This is a genomic window from Caballeronia ptereochthonis, assembly GCF_001545075.1.
Taxonomy (GTDB): Bacteria; Pseudomonadota; Gammaproteobacteria; order Burkholderiales; family Burkholderiaceae; genus Caballeronia; species Caballeronia ptereochthonis.
In genome coordinates this window covers 65,904-91,899 of record NZ_FCOB02000012.1, presented here as the reverse complement: position 1 = coordinate 91,899, position 25,996 = coordinate 65,904, and the positions used below count along the sequence as shown (strand labels likewise).

25 protein-coding genes are annotated in these 25,996 nt (G+C 64.2%); 10 read left to right on the top strand and 15 right to left on the bottom strand.

The genetic code is table 11. The annotated features are described in order from the left end of the window. Positions 1-202 precede the first annotated feature (202 nt). On the top strand, positions 203-1,519 hold the full coding sequence (locus AWB83_RS14570; protein ID WP_143750056.1) for an MFS transporter: 1,317 nt from the start codon (positions 203-205) through the stop codon (positions 1,517-1,519). A 173-nt stretch (positions 1,520-1,692) separates the two neighbouring features. Here the strand turns inward: AWB83_RS14570 and AWB83_RS14565 are convergent, their stop codons facing one another. Then, positions 1,693-2,616, bottom strand: a complete 924-nt coding sequence (locus AWB83_RS14565) for a LysR family transcriptional regulator (RefSeq protein WP_087046271.1) — start codon at positions 2,614-2,616, stop codon at positions 1,693-1,695. Between the two features lie 143 nt (positions 2,617-2,759). On the opposite strand from AWB83_RS14565, the gene AWB83_RS14560 reads away from it, so the two are divergent. Genes AWB83_RS14560 through AWB83_RS14540 form a run of 5 tightly spaced genes read left to right on the top strand, consistent with a single transcriptional unit; the run spans position 2,760 to position 8,219 of the window. Beyond that, positions 2,760-3,935, top strand: a complete 1,176-nt coding sequence (locus AWB83_RS14560) for an L-rhamnonate dehydratase (protein WP_087046355.1) — start codon at positions 2,760-2,762, stop codon at positions 3,933-3,935. A gap of 51 nt (positions 3,936-3,986) precedes the next feature. Then, entirely contained in the window at positions 3,987-5,285 is a 1,299-nt protein-coding gene (locus tag AWB83_RS14555) for an MFS transporter (RefSeq protein ID WP_087046270.1), read from the top strand. Positions 5,286-5,311: 26 nt separating this feature from the next. Beyond that, entirely contained in the window at positions 5,312-6,313 is a 1,002-nt protein-coding gene (locus tag AWB83_RS14550) for a 4-hydroxythreonine-4-phosphate dehydrogenase PdxA (protein WP_087046354.1), read from the top strand. Between the two features lie 4 nt (positions 6,314-6,317). Then, positions 6,318-7,274, top strand: a complete 957-nt coding sequence (locus AWB83_RS14545) for an amidohydrolase family protein (RefSeq protein WP_087046269.1) — start codon at positions 6,318-6,320, stop codon at positions 7,272-7,274. 24 nt (positions 7,275-7,298) lie between these two features. Next, complete coding sequence (locus tag AWB83_RS14540; protein WP_087046268.1) at positions 7,299-8,219, top strand: dihydrodipicolinate synthase family protein; 921 nt, start codon at positions 7,299-7,301, stop codon at positions 8,217-8,219. 71 nt (positions 8,220-8,290) lie between these two features. Here AWB83_RS14540 and AWB83_RS14535 read toward each other — a convergent pair whose 3' ends face one another. Genes AWB83_RS14535 through AWB83_RS14515 form a run of 5 tightly spaced genes read right to left on the bottom strand, consistent with a single transcriptional unit; the run spans position 8,291 to position 13,390 of the window. Beyond that, positions 8,291-8,974 (bottom strand): substrate-binding domain-containing protein, encoded by a 684-nt coding sequence (locus AWB83_RS14535; protein WP_244197733.1) that lies wholly within the window; start codon positions 8,972-8,974, stop codon positions 8,291-8,293. A gap of 11 nt (positions 8,975-8,985) precedes the next feature. Continuing rightward, positions 8,986-9,669, bottom strand: coding sequence for a 4-carboxy-4-hydroxy-2-oxoadipate aldolase/oxaloacetate decarboxylase (gene ligK, locus AWB83_RS14530; RefSeq protein WP_087046266.1), 684 nt, complete (start codon positions 9,667-9,669; stop codon positions 8,986-8,988). A gap of 1 nt (position 9,670) precedes the next feature. Then, positions 9,671-10,696 (bottom strand): amidohydrolase family protein, encoded by a 1,026-nt coding sequence (locus tag AWB83_RS14525; RefSeq protein ID WP_087046265.1) that lies wholly within the window; start codon positions 10,694-10,696, stop codon positions 9,671-9,673. A 15-nt stretch (positions 10,697-10,711) separates the two neighbouring features. Beyond that, a complete protein-coding gene (locus AWB83_RS14520; RefSeq protein WP_087046264.1) occupies positions 10,712-12,061 on the bottom strand; it encodes an MFS transporter in 1,350 nt (449 codons plus the stop codon). Between the two features lie 27 nt (positions 12,062-12,088). Beyond that, the gene (locus AWB83_RS14515) at positions 12,089-13,390 is read right to left on the bottom strand and encodes a gallate dioxygenase (protein ID WP_087046263.1); all 1,302 of its coding nucleotides are present in this window, start codon (positions 13,388-13,390) and stop codon (positions 12,089-12,091) included. A 584-nt stretch (positions 13,391-13,974) separates the two neighbouring features. Between AWB83_RS14515 and AWB83_RS37645 the strand changes: the two genes are divergently transcribed. Beyond that, complete coding sequence (locus AWB83_RS37645) at positions 13,975-14,208, top strand: Fic family protein (protein WP_341866705.1); 234 nt, start codon at positions 13,975-13,977, stop codon at positions 14,206-14,208. 77 nt (positions 14,209-14,285) lie between these two features. Further along, positions 14,286-14,672 (top strand): ester cyclase, encoded by a 387-nt coding sequence (locus AWB83_RS14510; protein WP_087046262.1) that lies wholly within the window; start codon positions 14,286-14,288, stop codon positions 14,670-14,672. Here AWB83_RS14510 and AWB83_RS14505 read toward each other — a convergent pair. The 8 genes from AWB83_RS14505 to AWB83_RS14470 all read right to left on the bottom strand — a co-directional run bounded on the left by AWB83_RS14505 (position 14,669) and on the right by AWB83_RS14470 (position 23,047). Beyond that, positions 14,669-15,439 (bottom strand): ABC transporter ATP-binding protein, encoded by a 771-nt coding sequence (locus tag AWB83_RS14505; RefSeq protein WP_087046261.1) that lies wholly within the window; start codon positions 15,437-15,439, stop codon positions 14,669-14,671. The genes AWB83_RS14510 and AWB83_RS14505 overlap by 4 nt on opposite strands. A gap of 14 nt (positions 15,440-15,453) precedes the next feature. Beyond that, positions 15,454-16,236 carry an ABC transporter permease gene (locus AWB83_RS14500; RefSeq protein ID WP_087046260.1) on the bottom strand — a complete coding sequence of 261 codons (783 nt, stop codon included), beginning with the start codon at positions 16,234-16,236 and terminating at the stop codon, positions 15,454-15,456. A 10-nt stretch (positions 16,237-16,246) separates the two neighbouring features. Further along, complete coding sequence (locus AWB83_RS14495) at positions 16,247-17,077, bottom strand: ABC transporter permease (protein ID WP_087046259.1); 831 nt, start codon at positions 17,075-17,077, stop codon at positions 16,247-16,249. A gap of 21 nt (positions 17,078-17,098) precedes the next feature. Next, a complete protein-coding gene (locus AWB83_RS14490; RefSeq protein WP_096059372.1) occupies positions 17,099-18,163 on the bottom strand; it encodes an ABC transporter substrate-binding protein in 1,065 nt (354 codons plus the stop codon). A 68-nt stretch (positions 18,164-18,231) separates the two neighbouring features. Further along, positions 18,232-19,170, bottom strand: a complete 939-nt coding sequence (locus tag AWB83_RS14485; RefSeq protein ID WP_087046257.1) for a TauD/TfdA dioxygenase family protein — start codon at positions 19,168-19,170, stop codon at positions 18,232-18,234. A 117-nt stretch (positions 19,171-19,287) separates the two neighbouring features. Further along, a complete protein-coding gene (locus AWB83_RS14480; RefSeq protein WP_087046256.1) occupies positions 19,288-20,379 on the bottom strand; it encodes an NAD(P)H-dependent flavin oxidoreductase in 1,092 nt (363 codons plus the stop codon). A 29-nt stretch (positions 20,380-20,408) separates the two neighbouring features. Next, positions 20,409-21,323 (bottom strand): LysR family transcriptional regulator, encoded by a 915-nt coding sequence (locus AWB83_RS14475; protein WP_087046255.1) that lies wholly within the window; start codon positions 21,321-21,323, stop codon positions 20,409-20,411. 212 nt (positions 21,324-21,535) lie between these two features. Further along, positions 21,536-23,047: a CoA-acylating methylmalonate-semialdehyde dehydrogenase gene (locus AWB83_RS14470; RefSeq protein ID WP_087046254.1), complete on the bottom strand. Its 1,512-nt coding sequence runs from the start codon at positions 23,045-23,047 to the stop codon at positions 21,536-21,538. A gap of 112 nt (positions 23,048-23,159) precedes the next feature. On the opposite strand from AWB83_RS14470, the gene AWB83_RS14465 reads away from it, so the two are divergent. Next, on the top strand, positions 23,160-24,101 hold the full coding sequence (locus AWB83_RS14465) for a LysR family transcriptional regulator (RefSeq protein WP_087046253.1): 942 nt from the start codon (positions 23,160-23,162) through the stop codon (positions 24,099-24,101). 76 nt (positions 24,102-24,177) lie between these two features. Here the strand turns inward: AWB83_RS14465 and AWB83_RS14460 are convergent, their stop codons facing one another. Then, a complete protein-coding gene (locus tag AWB83_RS14460; RefSeq protein WP_087046252.1) occupies positions 24,178-24,495 on the bottom strand; it encodes a DUF4148 domain-containing protein in 318 nt (105 codons plus the stop codon). 222 nt (positions 24,496-24,717) lie between these two features. Between AWB83_RS14460 and AWB83_RS14455 the strand changes: the two genes are divergently transcribed. Continuing rightward, positions 24,718-25,995 carry an NAD(P)/FAD-dependent oxidoreductase gene (locus tag AWB83_RS14455; RefSeq protein WP_244197732.1) on the top strand — a complete coding sequence of 426 codons (1,278 nt, stop codon included), beginning with the start codon at positions 24,718-24,720 and terminating at the stop codon, positions 25,993-25,995. The last annotated feature ends 1 nt before the right edge of the window (position 25,996 follow it).

The following is a 25,996-nucleotide window of genomic DNA, read 5'->3' as shown; positions in this document are numbered from 1 at the left end:
CTCGCGGTCCTTCGGGACGCGAGCCGCGTGCTTTTCTGAAGCCATAACCGCCGGTAATCACCTCATGAGGCGAATTCAATAGACGGCTATCGCTGTTTTCGCGAGACTGCGGGGCGTCGGACCGACGTGCGGTCCGTCCTCGAATAAGAGCGCGCGCAAGGAACGAACCGGCGCGCAACAAGCCTCGGAGGAGACATAGAACATGCTGCATCGCCCCAGAGTCACCCGTTCCGTGCTCGCGCTGATGTGCGCGATGTCGTTCATCATGTACCTCGACCGCGTGAACCTGTCCGCCGCCGCGGGCGTGATACGCGACGATCTGCATCTCACCAACACGGACGTCGGCCTCGTGTTCGGCGCGTTCGCCTATACGTACGCCATCTGCCAGGTCATCGGCGGCTGGTTCAGCGACCGCTTCGGCGCGAAGACCACGCTCGTGCTGTGCGCGTCGATCTGGATCGTCGCGACGGTCGCGACGGGTTTCGCGGGCGGAGTCGTCTCGCTGTTCTGCGCGCGCATGCTGCTGGGCGTCGGTGAAGGCGCCGCGCTGCCTGCGCAGGCGCGCGCGCTCGTCAACTGGTATCCGGCGAGCAAGCGCGGTTTCGTGCAGGGCCTCACCCATTCGTTCTCGCGCCTGGGCAATGCGCTCACGCCGCCCTTGATCGCGCTGCTGGTCGCGTTCGCCTCGTGGCGCGCGTCGTTCGTTCTGGTCGGCGCGCTGACGGCCGTGTGGGTTGTCGTGTATGCGTGGTACTTCGCGGACAATCCGCGCAGGCATCGTCACATGACGGCCGAGGAAGAAGCGGAGTTGCCGCCCGAGAACAAGGTCGCCGTCGACAGGACGCGCGAGCCGACGCCCTGGGGGCGTCTCATCAAGCGTATCGGGCCGACGATGATGGTCTACTTCTGCTATGGCTGGACCGGCTGGCTCTTCTTCACGTGGCTGCCTAGTTTCTTCATGCATGGCCGCGGCCTCGATCTGAAGAGCTCTGCGCTCTTTTCGGCGGGTGTGTTTCTGTCGGGCGTGGTCGGCAATACGGCGGGCGGCGTGATTTCCGATCGCATATTGAAGCGCACGGGCAGTGTGGTTTCGGCTCGCCGCAACATGATCATCGTGGCGTTTCTCGGCGCGCTGGTGTTTCTCGCGCCGGTGATGTTCGTGAAGTCGCTGCCCGTCATGGCGGCGTCGATGAGCTTGTCGTTTTTCTTTCTCGAGATGACTATCGGGCCGATCTGGGCGGTGCCGATGGACATTACGCCGAAGCACGTCGGGATTGCCAGCGGGCTTGTCAATGCTGGCTCCGCGATTGCGGGGATTTTCTCGCCGATCGTTTTTGGGTTTGTCGTTGACCGGACTGGGAGCTGGACCTTGCCGTTTGCCGGCTCGCTTGGGTTGCTCGCTATCGGGATCGTGATGACGTTTTTTATGCGCCCCGATGTCGCGCTCGACCGGTCTTCGGTTTCTGATGATGCTATGCGTGGGGAGTTGAAGCTTGCGGAGCGGCAGGTTGGGAGGTGAGGTTTGGGGTTTGGGTATGGGTTTGGGTTTGGGTTTGTTCGGTTGCTTGCTTGTGTTTCCATGAAATCCTGATTTCTTAGTGGTCTATTAGCACTGCCCCTGTGCGGGGCGGCAGTGCTAATAGACCGACACGACTACGGGATCCGGCGAAAGAACAAGCGAACAACAACCCCTCAAGCCCCCCGAATAGCATCAATCACAAGCTGCGTCGCCGGACTAATCCTCCTGTTCTTCCTAAAAATCAACCCATAAGGCGCAAGCCGCCCCCTCAACGGGGTAGCCAAGGAAGCAACCGTATCAAGCGCCGAATAATAATCCGCGACGGAACTCGGCAGTACCGCCAGCATGTCCGAATCACGCAACAACGACAACGTCGTGAGAATCGAAGAAGTCTCGACGGTACTCACCGGCGGCGCCACCCGCGATTCACGAAACGTCTGGTCGATGATCTGCCGCATCGGGCTCGGATGCGGCTGCACGATCCACGGATACTTCGCCAGATCGACGAGCTTCGGCTTGGCCGCCACCCCGACAGCGGGATGATCCGGCCGCGCAACGATCGCCAACGCCTCCTCCGAAAGCGTCTCGAAAGTCAGATCCAGCGCCGGAAACCCATACGGAATGCGCCCCACAACGATATCCAGCTGATCCTGCTGCAACGCCTGCACGAGCACATCGCTCGTATCGATCTGCACGCCGATCTGCAGGCGCGGATGCGCCTCCTTCAACTGCACGATCACCTTCGTCAGCAGGTCCGGCGCCGGCGCCATCACCGCGCCAATGCGCACCTTGCCGATATCGCCTGCCTCGATCGCCGCCAATTCCTCGCGCAACTCATCGAGATCCTCGAACACCACGCGCGCATAGCGCATCACGGCCTCGCCGTAGATGGTCGGCTCCATCCCGCGCGCATGCCGCACGAACAGCGATGCGCCGATGGTGTCCTCCAGTTCCTTCAATGCCTTCGTCGCGGCAGGCTGCGTCATCGCGAGTTCGTCCGCGGCGCTTCGTAGCGATTCGGTTTCCGAGAGCGCCATCATCAGTTGCAGATGACGCAGGCGCAGGCGTTTGCGAATGGTCGCGGCGGGCGCAATCATGCGAGCGATAACTCCAGGAAATAGCCTGATTCAAATAATTCAATGGTCAGTTATCGCAGAGTTTCGCACACTGGCGCTACCCGAAACAGCCGCGCAAACCCTTGTTTCAGCGGCTCTACGCGAATCACACGGAGACACCGAAGATGAAGATCAAGCATGTCCGCGCACGCGTTTTCGAATGGAAAGGCAAGGTCGTGCCGCCGCAATCGCACTTCTGCACGAACGCCGTGGACGTTCTCTACGAACGCGGCGACGCAATGGGCTCATTCCGCTTTCACGGCTGGCTCGTCGTCGAGATCGAATGCGACGACGGCACCGTCGGCATCGGCAATTGCGCACTCGCTCCGCGCGTCGCCAAGCAGATCGTCGATGAATATCTCGCGCCCATCGCCATCGGCGAAGACCCGTTCGATCACGAATACATCTGGCAGAAGATGTATCGACGCACGCTTGCGTGGGGCCGCAAGGGCATCGGCATGGCGGCGATCTCGGCGATGGACATCGCGCTGTGGGACATCATGGGCAAGGCCGTCAACAAGCCCGTCTTCAAGCTGCTCGGCGGACGCACGAAAGAGAAGATCTGGTGCTATGCATCGAAACTCTACAACAACGACGACCGCGACGCGTTCCTCGCCGAAGCGCAAGGCTATCTCGACCAGGGGTTCACCGCGATGAAGATGCGCTTCGGCTACGGCCCGAAGGACGGACCCAAAGGCATGGCGAAGAACCTCGAACAGGTGCGCCTGCTGCGTGAGCTGGCCGGCGACGAAGTGGACATCATGGTCGAATGCTACATGGGCTGGACGCTCGAATACGCGCGCCGCATGTTGCCGCGCCTCGCCGAGTTCAATCCGCGCTGGCTCGAGGAGCCCGTGATCGGCGACGACATCGAGGGCTATCAGGAACTGAAGAAGATGAACATCGTGCCGATCTCCGGCGGCGAGCACGAGTTCACGAGCTACGGCTTCAAGGACCTGCTCGAGCGTCGCGCCGTGGATGTGATCCAGTACGACACGAACCGCGTCGGCGGCATCACGGCCGCGCGCAAGATCAACGCGATGGCCGAGGCCTGGTCGGTGCCGGTTATTCCGCACGCAGGCCAGATGCACAACTATCACCTGACGATGTCGACCACGGCGAGCCCCATGTCCGAGTTCTTCCCGGTGTTCGACGTCGAAGTGGGCAACGAGCTCTTCTATTACATCTTCGACGGCGAGCCGCAACCGGAGAACGGCTATCTGCAACTCTCCGACGAGACTCCCGGTCTCGGCATCACCCTGTCCGACAAGCATCTCGAGGACTTCAACATCATCGAATGACGTAATGCACTCGGGCCAACGCAGCCCGACTCGCCGAGACAGGAGACAGACATGGAGAGCCGGATCGAAGCACAGGCGGCGCGAGACTCCGCCGCATCCGAACGCGCGACGAGCGTGCGCTGGCGTATCTTCGGCGTGGTGTTTCTCATCACGCTGATCAATCTAGTGGACCGCATCTCGCTTTCGATCGCGATGCCGACCATCGCGAAGGAGTTCGCGCTCTCGCCCGCCATGCAGGGGCTCGTGCTGTCGAGCTTCTTCTGGTCCTATGCGCTCCTGCAGATTCCGGGCGGCTCGCTCATCGACAAGCTCGGGCCGCGCAAAATAGTTACGGGCGCAACTATCCTGTGGGGTCTTTTCCAGACCCTGATGGGTGCGGCCACGGGCGGCATGTCGATGCTGTTCCTGCGCGTGGGCCTCGGCGGTGCCGAAGCGCCGCTCTTTCCCGCGGGCAGCAAGCTCAATGCACTCTGGCTGTCACGCAAGGAACGCGCTCGCGGCGCAGTGCTGATGGACGCGGGCTCGCCGCTTGGCGCTGCGATCGGCGGTCTCGCGATTTCGAACCTGATCCTCATGTTCGGCTCGTGGCGCACCGCGTTCGTCGTGGCGGGCCTCGCGACCATCGCGTGCGGCTGGCTCGCCTGGCGTTATCTGCGCGACGATCCCGCGAAGCACCCCGGCGTGAACCGCGCGGAACTCGCGCATATCCGCGACGGCGCCCCGCCCCTTTCCGCCACCGCGCGCGCAAGCCAGGACGATGCGCCGCTGCCCGTGCGCTCGACCATCGCAATGTGCGTCGGCCGCATGAGCTGGGCGATGATCTTCTTCGGCCTGCTCACATGGGGTCCGAGCTATCTGACGCAGGCGCGCGGCTTGAGCCTCTCGCAGATCGGCGCGGCGACGTTCTTCATCTTCCTTTCCGGTGCCTTGGGCTCGCTGTCAGGCGGCTTTCTGTGCGATGCGCTGTGCGCGATGAATCTCTCGCGCGGCAAGGTCGTGAAGAGCATGATTGCGGTTTCCGGCATCGCGACGCTCGCCGTGTTCGCCTCGCTGCCGACGATCACATCGCCCGTCATCGCGGTCGCGGTGCTGTGCGGCGCATCGTTCCTGCTGATGTGGGGCAGCCTCTACTGGAGCCTGCCTTCGCTGCTCGCAAGCCCGGGGCGCGTCGGCCTGCTCGGCGCGTGCATGAACTGCGCGGGCAGCGTCGGCGGCATTTCGATTCCGCTCATCACCGGCTTCATTCTTCAACGCACCGGCTCGTTCGACGCGGTGCTGCACTTTTATGGCGCGTGCGCGCTGGTGTATATCTTCGGTTCGATCGTCATCGATCTGCGCCGCACACATTGAAACCCGATCAACAGAACTGGACCAACATGAAACCTCGCATCGCAGTCCTCCTCGGCGACCCCGCCGGCATCGGCCCCGAACTGATCGCGCGTCTCGTCGCGCGCCCCGAGAATCGCGCGCGCGCCGACCTGCTCATCATCGGCGACAGGCGCGAGCTCGACCGAGGCATGGAAATCGCGCAGCAGCGCTTCGAGTACGACGTCATCGATGACGAAGCCGCCGCCGCGCGCGACACCGACGTGCCCTCGCTCATCGACTTCCGCCTGCCCGACGACGCGCCCTACGAGCGCGCCGTATCCACCGAACGCGGCGGCCGCTACAGCCTCGAAGCCTTCAAACAGGCGCTCGCGATGACGCGCGCGAACCGCACGCAGGCGATGCTCTTCGCGCCGGTCAACAAGACCTCCCTGCACATGGCGGGCATGGAGACGAACGACGAAATGGAATGGTTCGCGCGCCAGCTCGACTACAGCGGCGCATTCTGCGAGTTCAACGTGCTCGACGAGCTGTGGACCTCGCGCGTGACCTCGCATATCGCGTTGAAGGACGTGAGCGCGAAGCTCACGCCGGAGCGCATCGTCGGCGCGGTGCAGCTGATTCACGACGGCCTGAAGCGCGCAGGCATTGCGAAGCCGCGCATCGCGGTGTGCGGCTTCAATCCGCATAACGGCGACAACGGCGCGTTCGGCCGCGAGGAGATCGACGTGATCGCGCCCGCCGTCGAGCGTGCGCGCACGCTCGGTTACGACGCGCAAGGCCCGTTTCCCGCCGACACCATCTTCGTGCGCGCGCGAGATCAGAAGGTTTTTGACGGCGTCGTCACGATGTATCACGACCAGGGCCAGATCGCGATGAAGCTGATGGGATTCTGGCGCGGCGTCACCGTGCATGGCGGCCTGCCCGTGCCGATCACGACGCCCGCGCACGGCACGGCGTTCGATATCCACGGCCAGAGCCGCGCGGACGTCGGCGCGACGCAGAAGGCGTTCGACATCGCCGTGCGCATGGCGGAAGAACGTCTTGGCTGACGCCATGATGCAAGAACGCATCGAAGCCTTGCGCGCGCGCTTCCTGGAAAGCGGCGACGACGCGGACCTGCCCATCGTGGACGCGCATCATCACTTCTGGGATGTGAAGCGCAACTATCATCCGTGGCTGCGCGATCTGCCGCGCATCCCGTTCCGTTACGGCGACTACGCGGCGATCTGCAAGAACTTCCTGCCTGACGATTACTTCGCGCAGGCGGGCAATCACCGCATCGTGAAGACCGTGATGATGGAAGGCGAATGGGACCCGCGCGACGTGCTCGGCGAGGCGCGCTGGGCCACCTCGCTTCGCGGCCGCACCGGCTTGCCGAGCGCGCTGGCCGCGCAGATCTGGCTCGATCGCGACGATGTTGCCGACGTGATCGCCGCCTATCGCGAGATGCCGCTCGTGCGCAGCGTGCGGCACAAGCCCAGGACCGTGCCGCGCAGCGAGCATCGCGCCGACTTCGATGCGCCCGGCTCGATGCGCTGCGCACGCTGGCGCCGCGGTTACGCGCTGCTCGCGCAAAGCGGCCTGATGTTCGAATTGCAGGCGCCGTGGTGGCATTTCGACGAAGCGGCGGAGCTCGCGCGCGATTTTCCGCAGATGAAAATCATCGTGAACCATACGGGCCTTCCCGCGGATCGCAGCGAGGAAGCGCTCGGCGCATGGCGCGCCGCGCTCGACACGCTCGCGCAGTGGCCCAATGTCTGGCTCAAGATCTCGGGCATCGGCGAACCGGGTGTAAGCTGGAGTGTCGAGCGCAATGGCCGTGTCGTGCGCGATGCGATCGCGAGCTTCGGCGTCGCGCATTGCCTATTCGCGAGCAACTTTCCGGTGGACGGCCTCGTCGTCATGCTGGACGATCTTTTCACGGGGTTCAAGGCCATCGTCGCACAGCGCACCCGCGACGAGCGCCTCGCGCTCTTTCACGACAATGCGAGCGCGCTCTACCGAATCTAGGCCGATCACAGGAGACACATTTCAATGCCTGCACCGATCTACCGAGGCGTCTTTCCCGTCGCGCCGACCATCTTCGACGACGCGGGCCGGCTCGACCTCGAAGGCCAGAAACGCGCGATCGATTTCATGATCGACGCCGGTTCGAACGGCATATGCATACTCGCAAACTTCTCCGAACAGTTCGTGCTCTCCGATGCCGAGCGCGACGCGGTTCAGCGCGCGGTGCTCGAACATGTGGCGGGTCGCGTGCCCGTCATCGTCACCACCACGCACTTCAGCTCGCGCGTCTGTGCCGAGCGCAGCCGTGCCGCGCAGGACGCGGGCGCCGCGATGGTGATGATCATGCCGCCGTATCATGGCGCGACCATTCGCGTCGGCGAGCGCGGCATTTACGAGTTCTATCGGCAGGTGTCCGACGCAATCGACATCCCGATCATGATCCAGGACGCGCCCGTCGCGGGTACGCCGCTCTCCGCATCGTTTCTCGCGAAGCTCGCAGGCGATATCGAGCATGTGTCCTACTTCAAGATCGAGACCGCGCAGGCCGCGTCGAAGCTGCGCGAACTGATCGAGCTAGGCGGCGATTCGATCGTCGGTCCGTGGGACGGCGAGGAAGCGATCACGCTGATGGCCGATCTCGACGCGGGCGCGACCGGCGCGATGACGGCCGGCGGTTATCCGGACGGCATTCGCAGGATCGTCGATGCGTACTTCGCCGGTGAGACCGAAAAAGCCGCCGGGCTGTATCAGCAATGGCTTCCACTCATCAACTATGAAAACCGGCAGTGCGGCCTTGCGGCGTGCAAGACCTTGATGAAGGAAGGCGGCGTGATTCGCTCGGATGCGGTGCGCCATCCGCTCGCGCCGATGCATCCCGCCGCGCGCGAAGGTCTTCTGACGGTCGCGCGCAGGCTCGATCCGCTCGTGTTACGCTGGGGGCATTGACGAAGGTACAGGCTTCACACGCTCGAAGCGCGACCCGGCGTGCGTGTGCTCACGCGCACGAAGTCACGCGCTCATCGAACGGGCTCCATGCCGTGCAGCGCTTTCGTCGCATCGGCATCGGGCGAACTCACGTATGCGAGGAATGCGCGCGCGAGCTGCGGCGCGTTCGCGTTCACGCACACCGCGCCTTCGAAAACCGTGAGCGTCTGGATTTCGCGCGGCAGCATGCCGAGCACGTCGATGCCGGCAACGCCGGTCATCTCGCTCATCTGCTGGAAGCCCAGTTCGACCTCGCCGCACGCGATGAGCGCCCCCACCGCGACGCCCGGCGGCGCCTGCACGACGCGCGATGCGATGCTCTCCGCGATGCCCCAGCGCTCGAACAGGCGCATCAGATAAACGCCGCTCGGTCCCGTCGAATAGCCGATGCTGCGCGCCGCCAGCACCGCGTCGCGCACGGCGGCTTCATCGTCGATACGCGGATGGGGCGCGCCCGCCGCCACCGCGATCGCGACGCCCGAGCGCGCGATGCCCACGCGGCTCGCCGCATCGATGCGCCCCGAAGCCGCGAGCCGGCCGATCGCATCGGATGCGAGCACGACGATATCGAACGCCGCGCCTTCCTCGGTGCGCTTCGCGGCCGCCACGCCGCCCATCGATTCGATCGCCACTTGCTGACCCGAACGCGCCTCGAAAGCCGAAACGAGATCGGCGAGCACTTGGCGCGTCGCCATCGACGAGATGCCGGTGATCATCGCGCCGCTCATCAGTCGATATAGCGCAGGCCCGCGCGCCCCAATGGTTCGCGCATGCCGTACATGTCGAGGCCGAGCACGCCGTCGGCAAGTTTCGCGCGCTTCCCGGCTTCGAGCGCCTCGCGCGCGACGGCCTTGTCGAGCACCTGTTGCGCCGATGCGGACGGCACGACGACGACGCCATCGTCATCCGCGACGATGACATCGCCAGGCGTCACCAGTGCGCCCGCACAGACGACCGGAATGTTCACCGAGCCGAGCGTCGCCTTCACCGTGCCCTTGGCGGAAATCGCGCGGCTCCACACGGGGAAGTTCATCCCGGTCAGCACACGCACATCGCGCACGCCGCCGTCGATGACGAGCGCCCGCGCGCCGCGCGCCTTGAAGCTCGTCGCGAGCAGGTCGCCGAAAAAGCCGTCCGTGCAATCGGTCGTGCATGCGGCGACCACGACATCGCCCGGCCGGATCTGCTCGGCGGCGACGTGCAACATCCAGTTGTCGCCCGGCTGCAGCAGCACGGTCACCGCCGTGCCGCTCGCCTGCGCGCCGACTTGGATCGGCCGCATGTAGGTCTTCATCAGGCCGACGCGACCCATCGCTTCGTGCACGGTCGCCGAGCCGAGCGCGCCGAGATTGTCGGCTGCATCCGCGTTCGCGCGGCCGATGTTGCGATAAACCACTCCCAGTTCGTACATATCAACGTCCCTTCGCTTTGAGCGCCGCATCCAGACGCGGATACACACGGCGCGCGTTGCCTTCGTAAATCTTGTAGCGCGCTTCGGGCTCGATTTGCGCGGCCTCGACATAGCGCTTCGTGTCGTCGAAATAGTGTCCCGTTTCCGGATCGATGCCGCGCACCGCGCCGATCATCTCGCTCGCGAACAGGATGTTGTCGACGGGAATCACGCGCGTCAGCAGGTCGATGCCCGGCTGGTGATAGACGCACGTGTCGAAGAACACGTTGTTCATCAAATGATCCTTCAGCAAGGGCTTTTTCAACTCCTGCGCGAGCCCGCGGAAACGTCCCCAGTGATACGGCACCGCGCCGCCGCCGTGCGGAATCACGAACTTGAGCGTCGGGAAATCGCGGAACAGGTCGGACGTGAGGCACTGCATGAACGCTGTCGTGTCCGCGTTCAGATAGTGCGCGCCCGTCGTATGGAAGCACGCGTTGCAGCTCGTGCTCACGTGAATCATCGCGGGGACGCCGTACTCGATCATCTTCTCGTAGATCGGATACCAGTAGCGGTCCGAGAGCGGCGGGCTCGTCCAGTGGCCGCCCGACGGATCCGGGTTCAGGTTGATCGCAACATTGCCATACTGCTCGACGCACTTCACGAGTTCGGGAATGCACGTCGATACATCGACGCCCGGGCTTTGCGGCAGCATCGCCGCCGGAATGAAACTGTCCGGAAAGAGCTGGCTCACGCGATGGCACAGCTCGTTGCAGATCGCAGCCCACGTGCTCGACACTTCGAAGTCGCCGATGTGATGCGCCATGAAGCTCGCGCGCGGGCTGAACACGGTGAGGTCGAGGCCGCGCTCGCGCATCAGGCGCAGCTGATTGCTTTCGATCGATTCGCGCAGTTCGTCGTCGCTGATGCGCAGTTCCGATGCGCCCGGCATCTCCGAAGGATTCGTGATGCCGGCGATCTGCCGGTTCCGCCACGCTTCGAGCGCCTTGGGCGCGGTCGTGTAGTGGCCGTGTATGTCGATGATCATCCCTGGCTCCCGGTACTAATGTGCGGCATTGGTCTGCGGCGCCGCGTCCGCTGCATTGGTGCGTTGAGCGACCAGAATCGCGATGGCGGCGAGCGTCGCGGGCACGGCGAGCATCGCGAGGATCGCGCCGAACTGCCAGCCGAGGCCGAGCAGCGCGCCGCCGAATGCGGAGCCGAAGATGCTGCCGAAGCGGCCCATGCCGAGCATCCAGCTCACGCCGGTCGCACGCGCCACCGTCGGATAACGTCCCGGCGCGAAGGCGTTGAGGCCCGTTTGCGCGCCGCTCATGCAGAAGCCCGCGGCGAACACGAGCACGGCAAGCGACGACGACAGCGCGCCGATCCACGCGAGTCCGAGCACGCATACCGCACCGCCGAGATACGCCGCGCTGATGACCGGCGCAGGCCGTGCCTTGTCCATCATCCAGCCGACGATGATCGCGCCGATCGTGCCGCCGATCTGGAACATCGCGGTGATGTTCGCGGCCGCCGAGACCGTGAGGCCCGCGTCCTTCATCAGCGTCGGCAGCCAGCCGGTCAGCAGATAGATCACGAGCAGGCCCATGAAGTACGTGACCCACAGCGAGACGGTCACGAAGCCGTAGCCATGCGAGAACAATACGCCGATGGGCCTTTTCGTCGGCAGCGGAGGTTCGTTCGAAACGAAGGTTTCATTGCCGTCGAAGCGCGCGCCGCACACGCCGCCGAGCACCTTGCCGATGCGCTCCGGCGTCGCGCCGCGCACCGCGAGCAGGCGCGCGGATTCGGGCAGCAGCCACATCTGCAGCGGAATCAGCACGAGCGGCAGCGCGCCGCCGAAAATCAGCACCGAACGCCAGCCGTGCACTGGAATCAGCCAGCCCGCGACGAAGCCGATCAATGCCGAGCCGAGATTGAAACCCGTGAACATGATCGTGATGAGCAGCGCGCGCTTGCGTTGCGGCGCGTACTCGGAGAGCAGCGTCGTCGTGTTGGGCATGGCGGCGCCAAGGCCGATGCCCGTCAGGAGGCGCAGCAACGCCATGCTCGCGGGCGAATTCGTGAACGCGGTGGCGATCGTGAAGACGCCGAAGAGGAACACCGACGTGATCAGCACCCACTTGCGCCCGATGCGGTCCGATGCCGGTCCGGCCGCGAGCGCGCCGATCACGAGACCGATGGGCGCCGCGCTCATCACGAGGCCGAATGCGGGGCGCGAGATGTGCCAGTCCGCGATGATCGAAGGCGCGACGAAGCCCATGATGGCTACGTCCATGCCGTCGGCCATCACGATCAGAAAGCATAGCGCCACCAGCAGCCACTGGTAGGCGGAAATGGGCCGCTCGTCGATGAAGCCCTTGATGTCGATGGTTCTGTTGATTTTCATAGCTTGTCTCCCGTCCCCTGATCTCTTTTAGTTCCTGGCCTTTTCCGCCTTGTCCCAGTCGAGCTTGCCCGAGCCTTTGCCCGCCACCGAATACAGCGCGCCGGGGGCATTGCGCGTCTTCTGAAACTCTTCGAGCGTTTCGCCGCGCATCGCCGCATAGATGTGCAGGTTCGATACGCCTGTCACCGCGCCGAGCTTTTCGAGCATGAAGAAGATCACGCCGTAATGAAGCAGGCCGCGCCAGTCGCGTCGGCGAATCAGATCGCGCTCCTCGTCAGAAAGGGCCGCCGCTTCGAAGCTCGCTTCCTCGTCCTGCTTGAATGCTTCGCGATGCGCCGGCTCGACCATGCGATGCAGATAGTCGTTGATGCGATATGCGCGCACGGCCGTCTCGATCGAGAACGGATACGTGCCCTCGAGCTTCTCGACATCGGTGAGCTGCACCGCCATGCGCTGACGATGACGCTCGATGATCGCGGGCTTGGTCTCGCTGTCCTCGCCTTCGTAGATCGCAGTGGCGATGCCGGCCATCGACGGCAGGTAGTAGCTGCGATGCTTGCACACGACATTCGACGAAAGCGCGCCGCGCATCGTGAGCCACATGATCACTTCCGCGCCCTCGTAGCCGCCGAGCGCCGCGTATTCGGCGATGGTCATGTCCGCGAGTTGCTCGGGATCGCGCTCGAAGAGATCGAGGAAACGCGCGTCCCATTCCGTGTTGTTGAAACCCGAGCGCTCACCGTGCACCTGGTGCGAAAGGCCGCCCGTCGCGAGGATCGCCACCTTGAGGTCTTCCGGATAGCTCTCGATCGCGCGGCGCAGCGCCTGGCCCAGCTTGTAGAAGCGGCGCGCGCTCGGCACGGGCAATTGCAGCACGCCCATTTGCAGTGGCAGGAGCTTGACCGGCCATTCGGGCTTGTGCGGGCACAGCATCGAGAGCGGCGAGAAACAGCCGTGATCGAGCGGCTTGTTCTGGAAAAACGACATGTCGAACTCGTCGGTCATCAGCGACGTGCCGATGTGCGCGGCGAGTTCCGGATGACCCTTGATCGGCGGCAGGTCGCGCGCGCCACCGCCTTCGTCCGCGACGCGCCATTCGGGGCCAACGCCCAGCGCGAACGCGGAATAGTGGTCGAAAAAGAACGACGTGACGTGGTCGTTGTAGATGGTTACGACGACGTCGGGCTGCTTCTCCGCAAGCCAGTTCGCGAGCGGCGCGAAGTTCTCGAAGATCGGCGCCCAGACGGGATCGTCACGCTTGTTCTTGTCGAACGCGAAACCGATTGTCGGTGTGTGCGAGGCGGCAATGCCTCCGATGATCCGTGCCATGTGCGCTACTCCTTCAGGGAAACTGAAACGAAGGGTAGCGAGGAATGGGCGGCGGCAGGTACTACGTGTAAACCAGCAATTTTCCCGTGCGGACGGGGTTCGGAGACCGGTTAGCGTTGCTGCGCCGGGGTCGTGGGTCGTGTGGAGGGCGTCGTTCGCGCGATATGTCGATAAATAAAACTGATGGCTCGGGAAGCAGGACGCAAGGGTGCTCGTTTCGCTCGTTGTATCGAACAAGAAGAGGGCATGTGAAGCGTCGCTGAGCCTCGTCCCGCTTGCTGCCGCTGTCTCTGGTCGAATTACAGCAGTCACACGAAGCCAAGCGGTCGTCTCTCGTCCATCCCGGCGTTGCAGGGAAGCAAGGTGAATCTCGTAGAATTGAGGACAATTACGGCCCGACGCAGCGCAGGAACCCGGGCCTGCGGCGACGTATCGACGCCCGGTGAGCAGATACTCATTTCCAACGATACGATTCTGGTGATGCTGATTTACGGCCGAACGACTGAAACTGATGGTGTCCTCAACCGCGTACTGCGTCGAGGAGTTACTTGATCGAGTCTATACGTTGCTCACCTCGCTCGGGTATGAGGTCTGGTTGTCCCACAAAGGTAATGGACAAGGAAAGACGCCGCGCGGACATCCAGCATCTTTTGAAACTCAGTGACCCGGAGCACTTCAGAAAGGCTTATCTCGTTCCCACACTGGAATCAGGCCTGATCGAAATGACCGTTCCGGGCAAGCCGACGAGCCCAAACCAAAAATACCGACTCACGCATCTGGGTCTGAGTTATCGGCGAAGACTCCCGGCTGACAGATAGGCAGCGCGAATCGCGTCATTGGCGGCCAGCGCCTGCGATGCCGCGTCCACGACTTCAATGATTCAGGAACCGCCGATATGACCAAAACCGCGCTTTCCGATCGCTATCGTGCTTACATCGCCTGCCTCAATGCGCAGGAGTGGGCAAGCCTCGGCTCGTTCGTTCACGACGCGTTGCACTACAACGGACGGGCGCTCACGCTCACGGACTATCGCGAGATGCTGAGGAAAGACTTCCGCGACATCCCGGATCTCTTCTTCGACATTCAACTGCTGATAGCCGATCCGCCTCGCATCGCGAGCCGCCTGCTTTTCGACTGTACGCCGAAGGCGGCTTTCATGGGGCTGCGCGTCGACGGCAAACGCGTCGCCTTCAGCGAGAACGTCTTCTACGAATTCCGCGAAGGAAAGATCGAGCAGGTCTGGTCAGTGATCGACAAGGCGGCGATCGAAGCCCAGCTTTAGACGACGTCCGTAAAGAACGTCTCCACGATGTCGTCGCGCAGCTCGCCGACCTTGCGATCGCCAGGCTTTCTCGGCCTCGGCAGCGCGACATCCACCACCTCGCCGATACGCCCCGGACGCGCCTGCATCACGACGATACGATCCGAAAGCAACACGGCCTCCTCGACATCATGCGTGACGAGCACCATCGTGATGCGCTCGCGCTCCCAGATGCGCTGTAATTCGAGTTGCAGGCGGGCGCGCGTGAGCGCATCGAGCGCGCCGAACGGTTCATCGAGCAAGAGCAGTCGCGGCCGATTCACGAGCCCTCTCGCAATCGCGACACGTTGCGCCATTCCGCCCGACAACTGATGCGGATAGTGCCGCTCATAGCCCGTCAGCCCGACGAGCGCGACATGCTCCGCGACCGCGCGCGCCTTCTCCGCTTTCGATAGCGGCGCATTGCGCAGCGCGACGGCCACGTTCTGCGCGACATCGAGCCACGGAAACAGGCGATGATCCTGAAACACGATGCCGCGCGACAAATCCGTCGTGACGACACGCTCGCCGTCGAAGTCGATCTCGCCTTCGTGATCGGCGTCGAGACCGGCGATGAGACGCAGCAGCGTCGATTTCCCGCAACCGCTCGCCCCGACGATGCTCACGAATTCTCCGCTCGCAATCGACAGGTCGATGCGATCGAGTACCGGCGGCGCATCGTCGCCGTTGTATCGCTTGCTCACGTGCCGCAGCGTCAGGCCGCGGTCTTGCTCGACTATCGTCGTCATATTCCCGATTCTCCTCAAGCCGCGCGCGATGCATCGAACCAGCGCCGCTGCACGCCGCGCGCGAGGGCATTCAACCCCCACCCCGTCACACCGACCACGATCACGCAGAACACGACGAGATCCATTCGAAACTGCTCGCTGCCGTCGACGAGCGTATTGCCGATCCCGCTGCCCGCCACGAGCAGATATTCCGCGCCGAGCGTCGCGAGCCACGAATAGATGAGCGCGAGATAGACGCCCGTGAAGATCGAAGGCAACGCGGCGGGCAGCACGACGTATGCGAGCGTCTGCAATCTGCCGTAGCGATACGCGCCCGCCACCTCGAGCAGTTGCGGCGGCACGGCGCGAATGCCATCGCTCGTATGCATCACCACGGGCATGAGCGCGGCGAGCGACAGGAACACGACCTTCGCGACATCGCCGAGGCCGAACCACACTGAGATCAGCGGAATCCACGCGAACAGCGACACTTGCTTGAACGTGTTGAAGCTCGGCGCGATCGCGCGATTGGCCAGCTTCGAGATGCCGAGCAGCGCACCGAGTGCGAGGCCGAGCGTCGTACCGATCGCGAAGCCCGTCAACTCGCGCGCAAGCGATGCCGACAACGCACGCAATAGCGCGCCGCTTCGAACCTGCTCGACCGCGGTATCCCACACTCGCACAGGCGACACCATGATGCCGTGATCGGCTTGCGCGCCGCGCGCGGCGAACCACCACAGCGCAAGTGCGGCGACCGGCAGCACGACGCCGCGCCACGATCCCTTGACGATGTCCGCTTCCCAATCCAACGTGGACATACCCTCCTCCTCAGTTCACGCGGCCGCGCTGGAGCTTGCGCTCGAACGCGTTGAGCAGGCGATCCGCCGCACAGCCGATTGCGCCGACGATCAACACTGAAGCCAGCACGAGATCGAGCTGAAAGAGCTGCCGCCCATACACGATGAGATACCCGAGCCCCTCTGACGACGCGACCAGTTCAACGACGACGAGCGTCAGCCATGCCTTGGTGAACGCGAGCCGCACGCCGGTACCGATGACGGGAATCGCGGCTGGCAGCGTCACGCGGGTGATCACCTGCCAGCGCGAATAGCGATACACCGACGCGACCTCCTGCAATGCGCGCGGCGTGCCGCGAAACCCTTGCAGCGTGGAAAGCGTGACCGGCACGAGCGCGGCATGCCCGATCAGCAGATACTTCAGCGGCTCGCCGATACCGACGACGATCATCAGAAACGGCAGCCAGCCAAGCACCGGCACCTGCACGATCGCGTTGAAGCTCGGCAGCACATACGCCTCCAGCGTGCGCGACAGGCCGAGCAAGCCGCCCAGCAGCACGCCGAGCACCACGCCGCCGCCGAAGCCGACCGCCGCGCGCGTCGTGCTCGCGGCGAGATGCATCCACAGCTCGCCGCTTTTCGCGAGCGCGCCGAGCGTCTCGAAGACGAGCGCGGGCGGCGGCAGCACTTGCGCGGAGATCCAGCCGTAGCGCGAACCGAGCACCCACGACACCGCGCACGCAATGGGCAGAAGCCACGGCAACGCGGTCCATCCAATGGCATGCAGCGCATCGCTCGATAAGAACTTGCGAGCGCGAAAGCGATCCGCAGGCAGCAGGACTCGGGAAAGTGCGTTCGCCATCTGAAGTATTCTCCTTATGCGTTAAGCGATGGGTTTGCCCGACGCATCGAAACGCGGCCAATACGCTTCGAGCTTCAGCGACTTCAACGCCTGATCGAGATACTTCGGCTCGAACCATCCGTTCACGCTGACGGGCTGGCGAATCAGGTTCAGGCGCAGCGCGTCATCGGCGACGGATTGATAGCGCGCGACGAAGAACGGATCGATGAGCGGCGAGTTGCGGTCCTTCAACGGCTGATTCGCATACTCGGATTGCCACGACTCCGGCGGCACGCCGCTCTTCGCCCACAATGCGAACAACGCGCTGCGATTCGCTTCGTCGGACGACCATTGCGCCGCCTGAACCACCGCGGTCACGACCTTCTGCACCGTATCGGGATGCGCATGCTCGAAATCCTCGAGCACGAGCAGATGCGCCTGACGCGTGAGTTGCAGGCCGCCGTCGCGCGAAGCGTAGACGATCTTCGCGAGACCCTGCCGTTGCAGCTTGAAGAGCGAGTAATCGAGGAACACCGCATCGACGCCCTTCGACGCGAGCGCTGCCTGCGCCGCGGCGGTATCGAGATTGATCACGCGCAGATCGCGCTCGGTGAGGCCGTTTTCCTTCAGCACGTTGTCCGCGACGAGCTGAAGGTTCGTGCCGCGAAAGAGGCCGACGCGCTTGCCCTTGAGGTCCTTCACGCCCTTGATGTCCGAATCCGGCGGCACCGCGAGATAGACGCCCGCGCGCACGTTCGACGCCAGCAGCAGATGCGTCTTCAAACCGTTCGCGCGGCCCAGCACCGAGGGCAGGTCGCCCTGATACGCGAAGTCGATCTGCTTGTTCGCGAGCGCCTCGTTCACCGCCGGCCCCGCGCCCTTGAAGAAGATCCATTCGACCTTGACGTGCTCGGGCTGCAACGCATTCTCGACGCGATGCTGCAACTGCGCGGTCGCGGCGGGCGAACCGCCGAACGTGGGCGGATCGCCCGTGCCCTGCTGCGCGACGCCGATGCGCACCACCGCCGGATCGGCGGCATGCGCGGGACCGATGAGCGCGGCAAGAAGCGCTGCCGCGCCGGCTAGGAGCTTGAATCGTAGTGTCATCGTGCAATGAAGAAGAATGGACGGCGGGCGATGAAGAGTCATCGCCCGTGCATGCAGGGAGAAGCGCGTCAGGACGCGCGCGCTTCCTGCCTGACGATGCGGCTCCTGCGCCCGTCGATGCCCACGGGCACATCGCCGTGCACGGTCGCGCGGCGCACGACGCGATGCGCGTCGCCGTAATCCGCCACTGCGTAATGCTGGGTCGCGCGGTTGTCCCAGATCGCGACGTCGCCTTGCGTCCAGCGCCAGCGCACGGTGTTCTCGAGGCGTGTGACGTGATCGTGGAAGAGTTCGATCAGACGGTCCGAGTCGCGTTGCGACAGGCCGATGAAGCGTTGCACGAAGTGGCCCAGCACGAGGGTGCGCTCGCCCGTTTCGGGATGCACGCGCACGACCGGGTGCTCCGTTTCATAGAGCGTCGACGTGAATTGCTTGCGGTATTCGCGCTCCGTTTCCGTGTCGGGGACGTTGCGGGTCGCCGCGTAATCGTAGGCGTTCGAATGCAGCGCCCACAGCTGGTCGGCGAGTTCGCGCAAGGGCTGCGGCAGGTTCGCATACGCGGCGGCCGTATTGGCCCAGACCGTGTCGCCGCCGGCGGGCGGAATCACCACGCCGCGCAGGATGGAGATTTTCGGGTAGGCATCGACGAAGGTGACGTCGGTATGCCAGGAGTTCGCGCGCGTGCCGTGCTTCGAATCGAGCTCCAGCAGGCGGCTGCCATTCGCAAGCGAAGGCACCGTCGGATGCGCGACAGTCTCGCCGAAACGCGCCGCGAACGCTTCCTGCGCGGCATCGTCGAGATGCGACTGGCCGCGGAAGAACAGCACCTTGTGCTCGAGCAGCGCCTGGTTGATCGCACCAATGGCGGCATCGTCGAGATCGGCGGAAAGCGACACGCCACGTACTTCCGCACCGATGCGCCCGCCGATCGGGCGCACCTGGAACGGTTCATTTGACGCGACGGGGTGACGCGCGGAGTCGGCGGCGAGCGTGTGGGTTTCGGACATCGAAAATCTCCGTTGGTATGCGTTTGTCGGATGCTGGCCGCAATGGATGCGACCGAAACATTGAAGCATCGACAGGACGCTCGACCAACGAAGCGTTTCGACTAAGCTTTACATCGATCAGCGAGATGCATATTTGCGCAAACCCTCGATGCTTTCGTGCAATTCCGCCTGCAGACGCGCCATCAACCCGGCTGCCGGCAATTCGCGCGCGAGCGCGGCCGCCTGCCCCGCCCATTGCGCGCCGTAGCCGAACTCGCCCTTTGCCTTCGCGGCCGCGTGCAGCGACTTGCCCGCGTCATACGTAATCGGATAGGCGGGAATCGCGGGTGCTTGCGCGCCGCGGCCCAGTTCCGTGAACCGGTTGACGAGACTGCGCGCCTTGCGGCCCGATATCGCGGCGGTGAACGTCGTGTGGTCCGCCGCTTCGCTGAGAATGGCGCGACGGTATCCCGCGTCGATCGACGTTTCCGTGCAGGGCACGAATGCGGTGCCGAGCTGCGCCGCCTGCGCGCCGAGCGCCAGCGCCGCCGCAATGCCCGCGCCATCCATGATGCCGCCCGCGGCGATCACCGGCACATCGAACTTGCGCACGAGGAGGCGCGTAAGCGCGAAGGTGCCGAGATTGTCGTCGTCGGCCTGCGGGTCGAAGATGCCGCGATGGCCGCCCGCTTCGATGCCCTGTGCGACGATCGCGTCCATGCCCGCCGCCGCGACCTGTTCCGCTTCGCGCAAATTGGTTGCAGATGCAACCAGTTTGATGCCGGCCTTGCGCAAGGCGTCGATATATTGCCGGGATGGCAAGCCGAAATGGAAACTCACGATCGCCGGCTTCTCTTCGACGAACACCTCGAGCATGGCCTCGTCGACGACGAAGCTCGTGTAGATCTCGCTCAGCTTCCCGGGCGGCGTCGCGCCGTATTGCGCGAAGAGCGGCGCGAGCCACTCGACCCAGGCTTTCTCGACGGCCGCATTCGCCTTCGCCGGCGCATGACAGAACACGTTGATGTTGAATGGCTTGCTCGTGAGTTCACGCGTCTCGCGAATCACCTTGCGCGCGCCTTCGGCGTTCATCGCACCGACGCCGAGCGAGCCGAGCCCGCCCGCGTTCGATACGGCCGCGGCGAGCGCCGGCGTGCTCACGCCTGCCATCGGCGCCTGGATAATCGGCGTGTCGATGCCGAGTAGCGATGTCAATGCATTCTTGCTCATGAATGTGCGTCCTTTGAACGTTGCATGATTCAGCGCGTGCCGAGCTTCTCGACGATGAAGTCCACGAAAGCCCGCACGCGCGACGACAAATGCCTGCCATGCGGATAAAGCAGGATGAACGGCCTGCTGCATCCGCCGAAATCGCGCAGCACTTCGGTCAGCGTGCCCGCGCGCAAATCGTCCTCGACGGTGAAGCGGTAGATCTGGAAAAGACCCGCGCCGTTACGCGCGAGCGGAATCCCCGCGAGTGCGTCGCCGGAGGTTCCGTAGCCGCCGTGCGTCGTCATTTCCACGGCCTCGCCGTTCCGCATGAAAAGCCACGGCACGGGACGTCCGGTGCTCGGCATCTCGAACTGGATGCACTCGTGCTCCGGAATCTCCTCGATCGTCTTCGGCGTGCCCGCGCGCTTCAAATAGCCGGGGGACGCCACCACGACGAGTTCCGCATCTTCCAGCTTGCGCGCGATCAGCCCGGAATCGCGCGGCGCGCGGCCGCGTATGGCGAGATCGAAACCTTCGTCGGCGAAGTCGATGTTGCGGTTGCTCAAATGCGCTTCGACCGTTACGTCGGGATAGCGCTTGCGAAACTCCGCGAGAAGCGGCAGCACACGATAGTGGCCATAAGGCGTCGGCATGCTGATGCGCAGCACGCCCTTCGGCATCGTCTGCTGGCCGGTCGCTTCGCGCTCCGCCTCCGCAAGTCGATTGAGTGCATCGCGGCATTGCTCGAAGTAGCGGCGGCCCGCATCGGTCAGGCGAATCTGGCGCGTCGTGCGCACGAAAAGCCGCACGTCCAGGCGCTTTTCCAGTCGCGCGACGGAGCGGCTCACGGCGGCGGGCGTCACGCTCGCCGCAGTCGCCGCAAGCGTGAAGCTGCCGAGCTCGGCCGCGAGGCAGAAGAGTTCGATGCTGCCGAGAAGAAGGTCGTCGAATTGCCGCTGCATGTCGGTTGGCTTCGCGTCGTGGTGCGCTTCAGTACGCCTTGCGATGAATCTTCCCTGCTTGCGGACGGGCGGTCAACCGATGCGGTTTCAATTGAATTGCGACGCGGAGGAACAGATCCGTCGGCGAACGCCCGAAGCGAATCGCCCGCTTTTTCCTGATCGGAAGAAGCGGGCGATATTCACACGCACTGCGCACAAGCGGCGGCCGATGCTTACTTCGCGGTCGGCATCGCGAACTCGGCGCCCTTCTCGGTGCTCTCGGGCCAGCGCTGCATGATCGACTTCTGCTTCGTATAGAAGCGCACGCCTTCCTCGCCATACGCGTGCATGTCGCCGAAGAGGCTGCGCTTCCAGCCGCCGAAGCCATGCCATGCCATCGGCACCGGAATCGGCACGTTGATGCCGACCATGCCCACTTCGATGCGTCTGCCGAACTCGCGCGCGATATGGCCGTCGCGCGTGTAGCAGGCGACGCCGTTGCCGAACTCGTGCTCGTTGACGAGATCGACGGCTTCGCTGAAGTCCTTCACGCGCACGCACGCGAGCACCGGCCCGAAAATCTCTTCCTTGTAGATGCGCATGTCCGGCGTGACGTGATCGAACAGCGTGCCGCCCGTGAAGAAGCCGTCCTCATGGCCCGGCACCTTGTAGCCGCGACCATCGACGACAAGCTTCGCGCCTTCGTCGACGCCTATCGCGATATAGCCTTCGATACGCTCCAGAGCGGCGCGCGTGACGATCGGGCCCATCTCCGCATCGGACTCCATGCCGTTCCTGATCTTGAGCTGCTTCGCGCGCTCGGCGAGACGCGGCACGATCTTGTCGGCGACATCGCCCACCAGCACCGCCACCGAGATCGCCATGCAGCGCTCGCCCGCCGAGCCGTAGCCCGCGCCGATCAGCGCATCGACGGCCTGATCGAGATCCGCGTCGGGCATCACGACCATGTGGTTCTTCGCGCCGCCCAGCGCCTGCACGCGCTTGCCGTGCTTCGCGCCCGTTTCGTAGATGTAATTGGCGATTGGCGTGGAGCCGACGAAGCTGATCGCCTTGACCTGCGGATGCGCGAGCAGCGCATCGACGACAACCTTGTCGCCCTGCACGACATTGAAGATGCCATCGGGCAGGCCCGCTTCCTTCAGCAGATCGGCCATGAAGAGCGATGCCGACGGATCGCGCTCGCTCGGCTTCAGGATGAACGCGTTGCCCGCCGCGATCGCGACCGGGAACATCCAGCACGGCACCATGCACGGGAAGTTGAACGGCGTGATGCCCGCGACGATGCCGAGCGGCTGGCGCGTCGTCCAGTTGTCCATGCCGGTGGAGACCTGCTCCGTGTAATCGCCCTTGAGCAGTTGCGGAATGCCGCACGCGAATTCGATCACGTCGATGCCGCGCGACACTTCGCCCTGTGCATCCGAGAACACCTTGCCGTGCTCGGCGGTGATGATCGCGGCGAGCTCGTCGCGATGCTTGTTCATCAGTTCGAGGAACTTCAGCATGACGCGCGCGCGGCGGATCGGCGGCGTGTCGCGCCAGGCCGGGAACGCTTCTTTCGCGCTCGCCACGGCGGCATCGACATCGGCGACTTCGCCCAGCACGAGCTTGCGCGGACGCTCGCCCGTCGCGGGGTTGAACACCGGTTGCGTGCGCGTGGCCGAGCCGCTCGTACGCTGGCCGTGAATGTAGTGGACCACGTCGGCGGTATCGTTGAACGCTTGCATCTCGACTCCTCTCACTGATTGGTTTGGCGATGGATACAGTGTAAGAAGCGTCGCGCCCCGCGCAAAGACGCTATGATTGAACTCATTGTTTATATCTGCAAACAATCCGCTGATGGACGAGCAAAAGATCGAGGCGCTCTGGACCCATTTGCACTGGCTGACCGTGCTCGCGGAACAGGGCAGCTATACGGCGGCGGCGGCGCGCCTGAACGTGTCGAAAGCGGCGATGAGCCAGCGCATCGCGGAACTGGAGCGCGCGGCGGGCGTGCCGCTCGTCACGCGCACGACGCGCAGCGTGCGCTTCACGGAAGCCGGGCGGCGGCTGGTCGACGATACGCGCGAGCAGTACGAGCACATCGCATCGAGTTTCCTGAGCGTGCGGGAAATGGCGGGCGTCGCGCGCGGCTCGATCCGCGTGACGGCGCCGATGGCGTTCTCACGGCAGCAGCTCGTGCCGAAAATGTCGGGGTTTCTGCACGCGCATCCGGAAGTGCGAGTGCAGCTCGAAGCGTCAGACAGATTGAGTTCGATCGCAACCGAAGGCTTCGATCTCGCCGTGCGGCATAGCGCGCAGGTGCCGGATACGCACGTCGCGTGGAAGCTGTGCGATACGCATTCGGTGATCGTCGCGACGCGCGCGTATCTGAAGCGGCGCGGTACGCCACTGACGCCGAACGATCTCGCCACGCACGATTGCCTGGTCTATCCGCGCGCGCAGGCGTCGAGCATCTGGTCGTTCCAGCGCAAGGGCGGGCGCAAGAGTTCCACGGGTCCTTACACGCTGGCCGTGAGCGGCCCGTTTGCGGCGAACAACAGCGAAGTGCTGCGCGATGCCGCGCTCGACGATCTCGGCATCGCGCTCTTGCCGGATTTCACCGCGCAGGCGGCCGTTCAGGCCGGCAGGCTCGTCGTGCTCCTGCCGGAATGGCGTCCGGTCGGCGCGTTCGCGGATCAGCTTTTCGTGGTGCGGCCTTATGCGCCACATGTGCCGCGCGCGGTCGCGCTTTTCATCGGATATTTGCGCGAGAGCTTTGCGGGCGGATTTCCGCTTTGACTTGCGGCGTCCGGGCGCGCACAAAGCAAAACGCGCCCGCTGTCACGCGGGCGCGTTTCCTTGTACCGCTTGCTGCTTAGTGATGCGCGAACGTCGGGAACACGTCGCCTTGAACCGCATTGACGCGCGCGCCCGATTGCGCCGCACCTTCCGTCACACCGCCGAATGCGCTTTGCGCCGTGCCGTTTTGCGCGGCGACGCGCGCTTCGGCTGCCTGGATGTCGGCCGGATATTTCGCATCGTTGATGACGCCGGGGTTATAGCCCGCCTTTTCCAACTGAACGATTTCTTCGCGAACCTGCGCGCGCGTCACAGGTTGATTCGATTGCGCGAACGACGCGACCGGAGCGGCAAAAGCAAGAGCGACCGCTGCAATACCGATGAACTTGTTCATGATTCTTTCCTCCGTATAGAAGTTTTCGAGTTGCCGCTCACGCTGCCTTGTTTGCTTCGTTTGCGACCGTTGAGGAGAGTTTAGGCACCACGGACCCTAGGGTAAATACCTAAACGACGAAATCACTTTTGGCGAAATCGCGACTAATCCGGGTACAAAGGATCGAAACGAACCGCGCATGAATCGGCTATAACCAAAGACAGCAGGGCCACGGTGCGTGGCATGCAGCACGAACGTTCGTTTTTCAGGGGAATCACCTTGAAGCGCATCCTGGTGATCGGCGCGGGTTTCGCGGGCATGTGGGGCGCACTCTCCGCGGCGCGCAAGCTGGACGAGCTCCATCGCGGCGCCGACGAGGCCGAGGTGGCCATCATCAACCCGGCGCCTTTTCACAGCGTGCGGGTGCGCAATTACGAGCAGCCGCTCGACCCGACGCTCGTGCAACTCGACACCGTCCTCGGGCCCGCGGGTGTGCGCCTGATTCAAGCGAAAGCGACGGACATCGACAGCGCGAACCGGCGCGTGACCATCGAACGCGATGGTGCGTCCGAATCGCTCGACTACGATCGCCTGATCCTCGCCGCCGGCAGCGTGCTCGTGCGGCCGCCCATTCCCGGGCTCGATCGCTTCTCCTTCGACGTCGATACCTACGCGGGCGCCTGCAAGCTCCAGGCGCATCTGCTCACGCTGCCCGCATTGCCCGATACGCCGGCGCGCTACACGGCGGTCGTGGTCGGCGCGGGCCTGACGGGCATCGAGCTCGCGGCGGAGCTGCCCTCGCGGCTGCGCGAGATCGTGGCGGAAGGCGATAGAAGCAAGGTGCGCGTCGTGCTCGCGGATCGCTCGGCGAAGATCGCGCAATCGATGGGCGGCGCGCAGCCGGTCATCGAAGGCGCGTTGCAGGCGCTCGACGTCGAGGCGCGGACGGGCGTGTCGCTGGAATCGCTAGACGGCCGGAGCGTGACGCTCACCGATGGAACGACGAGCGAGCGCATCGAGGCGTCGACGGTCGTCTGGTGCGGCGGCATGCACGCGAACGCGCTCGCCGGACAGCTTCCCGTCACGCTCGATCCGCTCGGACGCGTGCCGGTGGATGCGTTTCTGCGCGTGGAAGGCGTGCCGGGCGTATTCGCGGCGGGCGACTGCGCGCGCATCCTGATCGACGGCGCGCGGCCTTCGGTGATGTCATGCCAGCATGGCCGGCCGATGGGACGCTACGCCGGCAACAACGCGGCCTGCGATCTGTTCGGCGCGGAGATGCTGCCGCTCTCGATCGACTGGTACACGACCATCTGCGATCTGGGGCCGTGGGGCGCGGTCTATACGGAGGGCTGGGACAGAAAGCTCGTCTCGGAGGGCGAAACGGCAAAGGCGACGAAGCGGACGATCAACGGCGAGCGCATCTATCCGCCGAGGAACGGCACGCGCGAGGATATCTTTCGGGCGGCGGCGCCCGTCGTACAGACACCGCCGCCCACTCGACGCACCGACAAGCGATGAA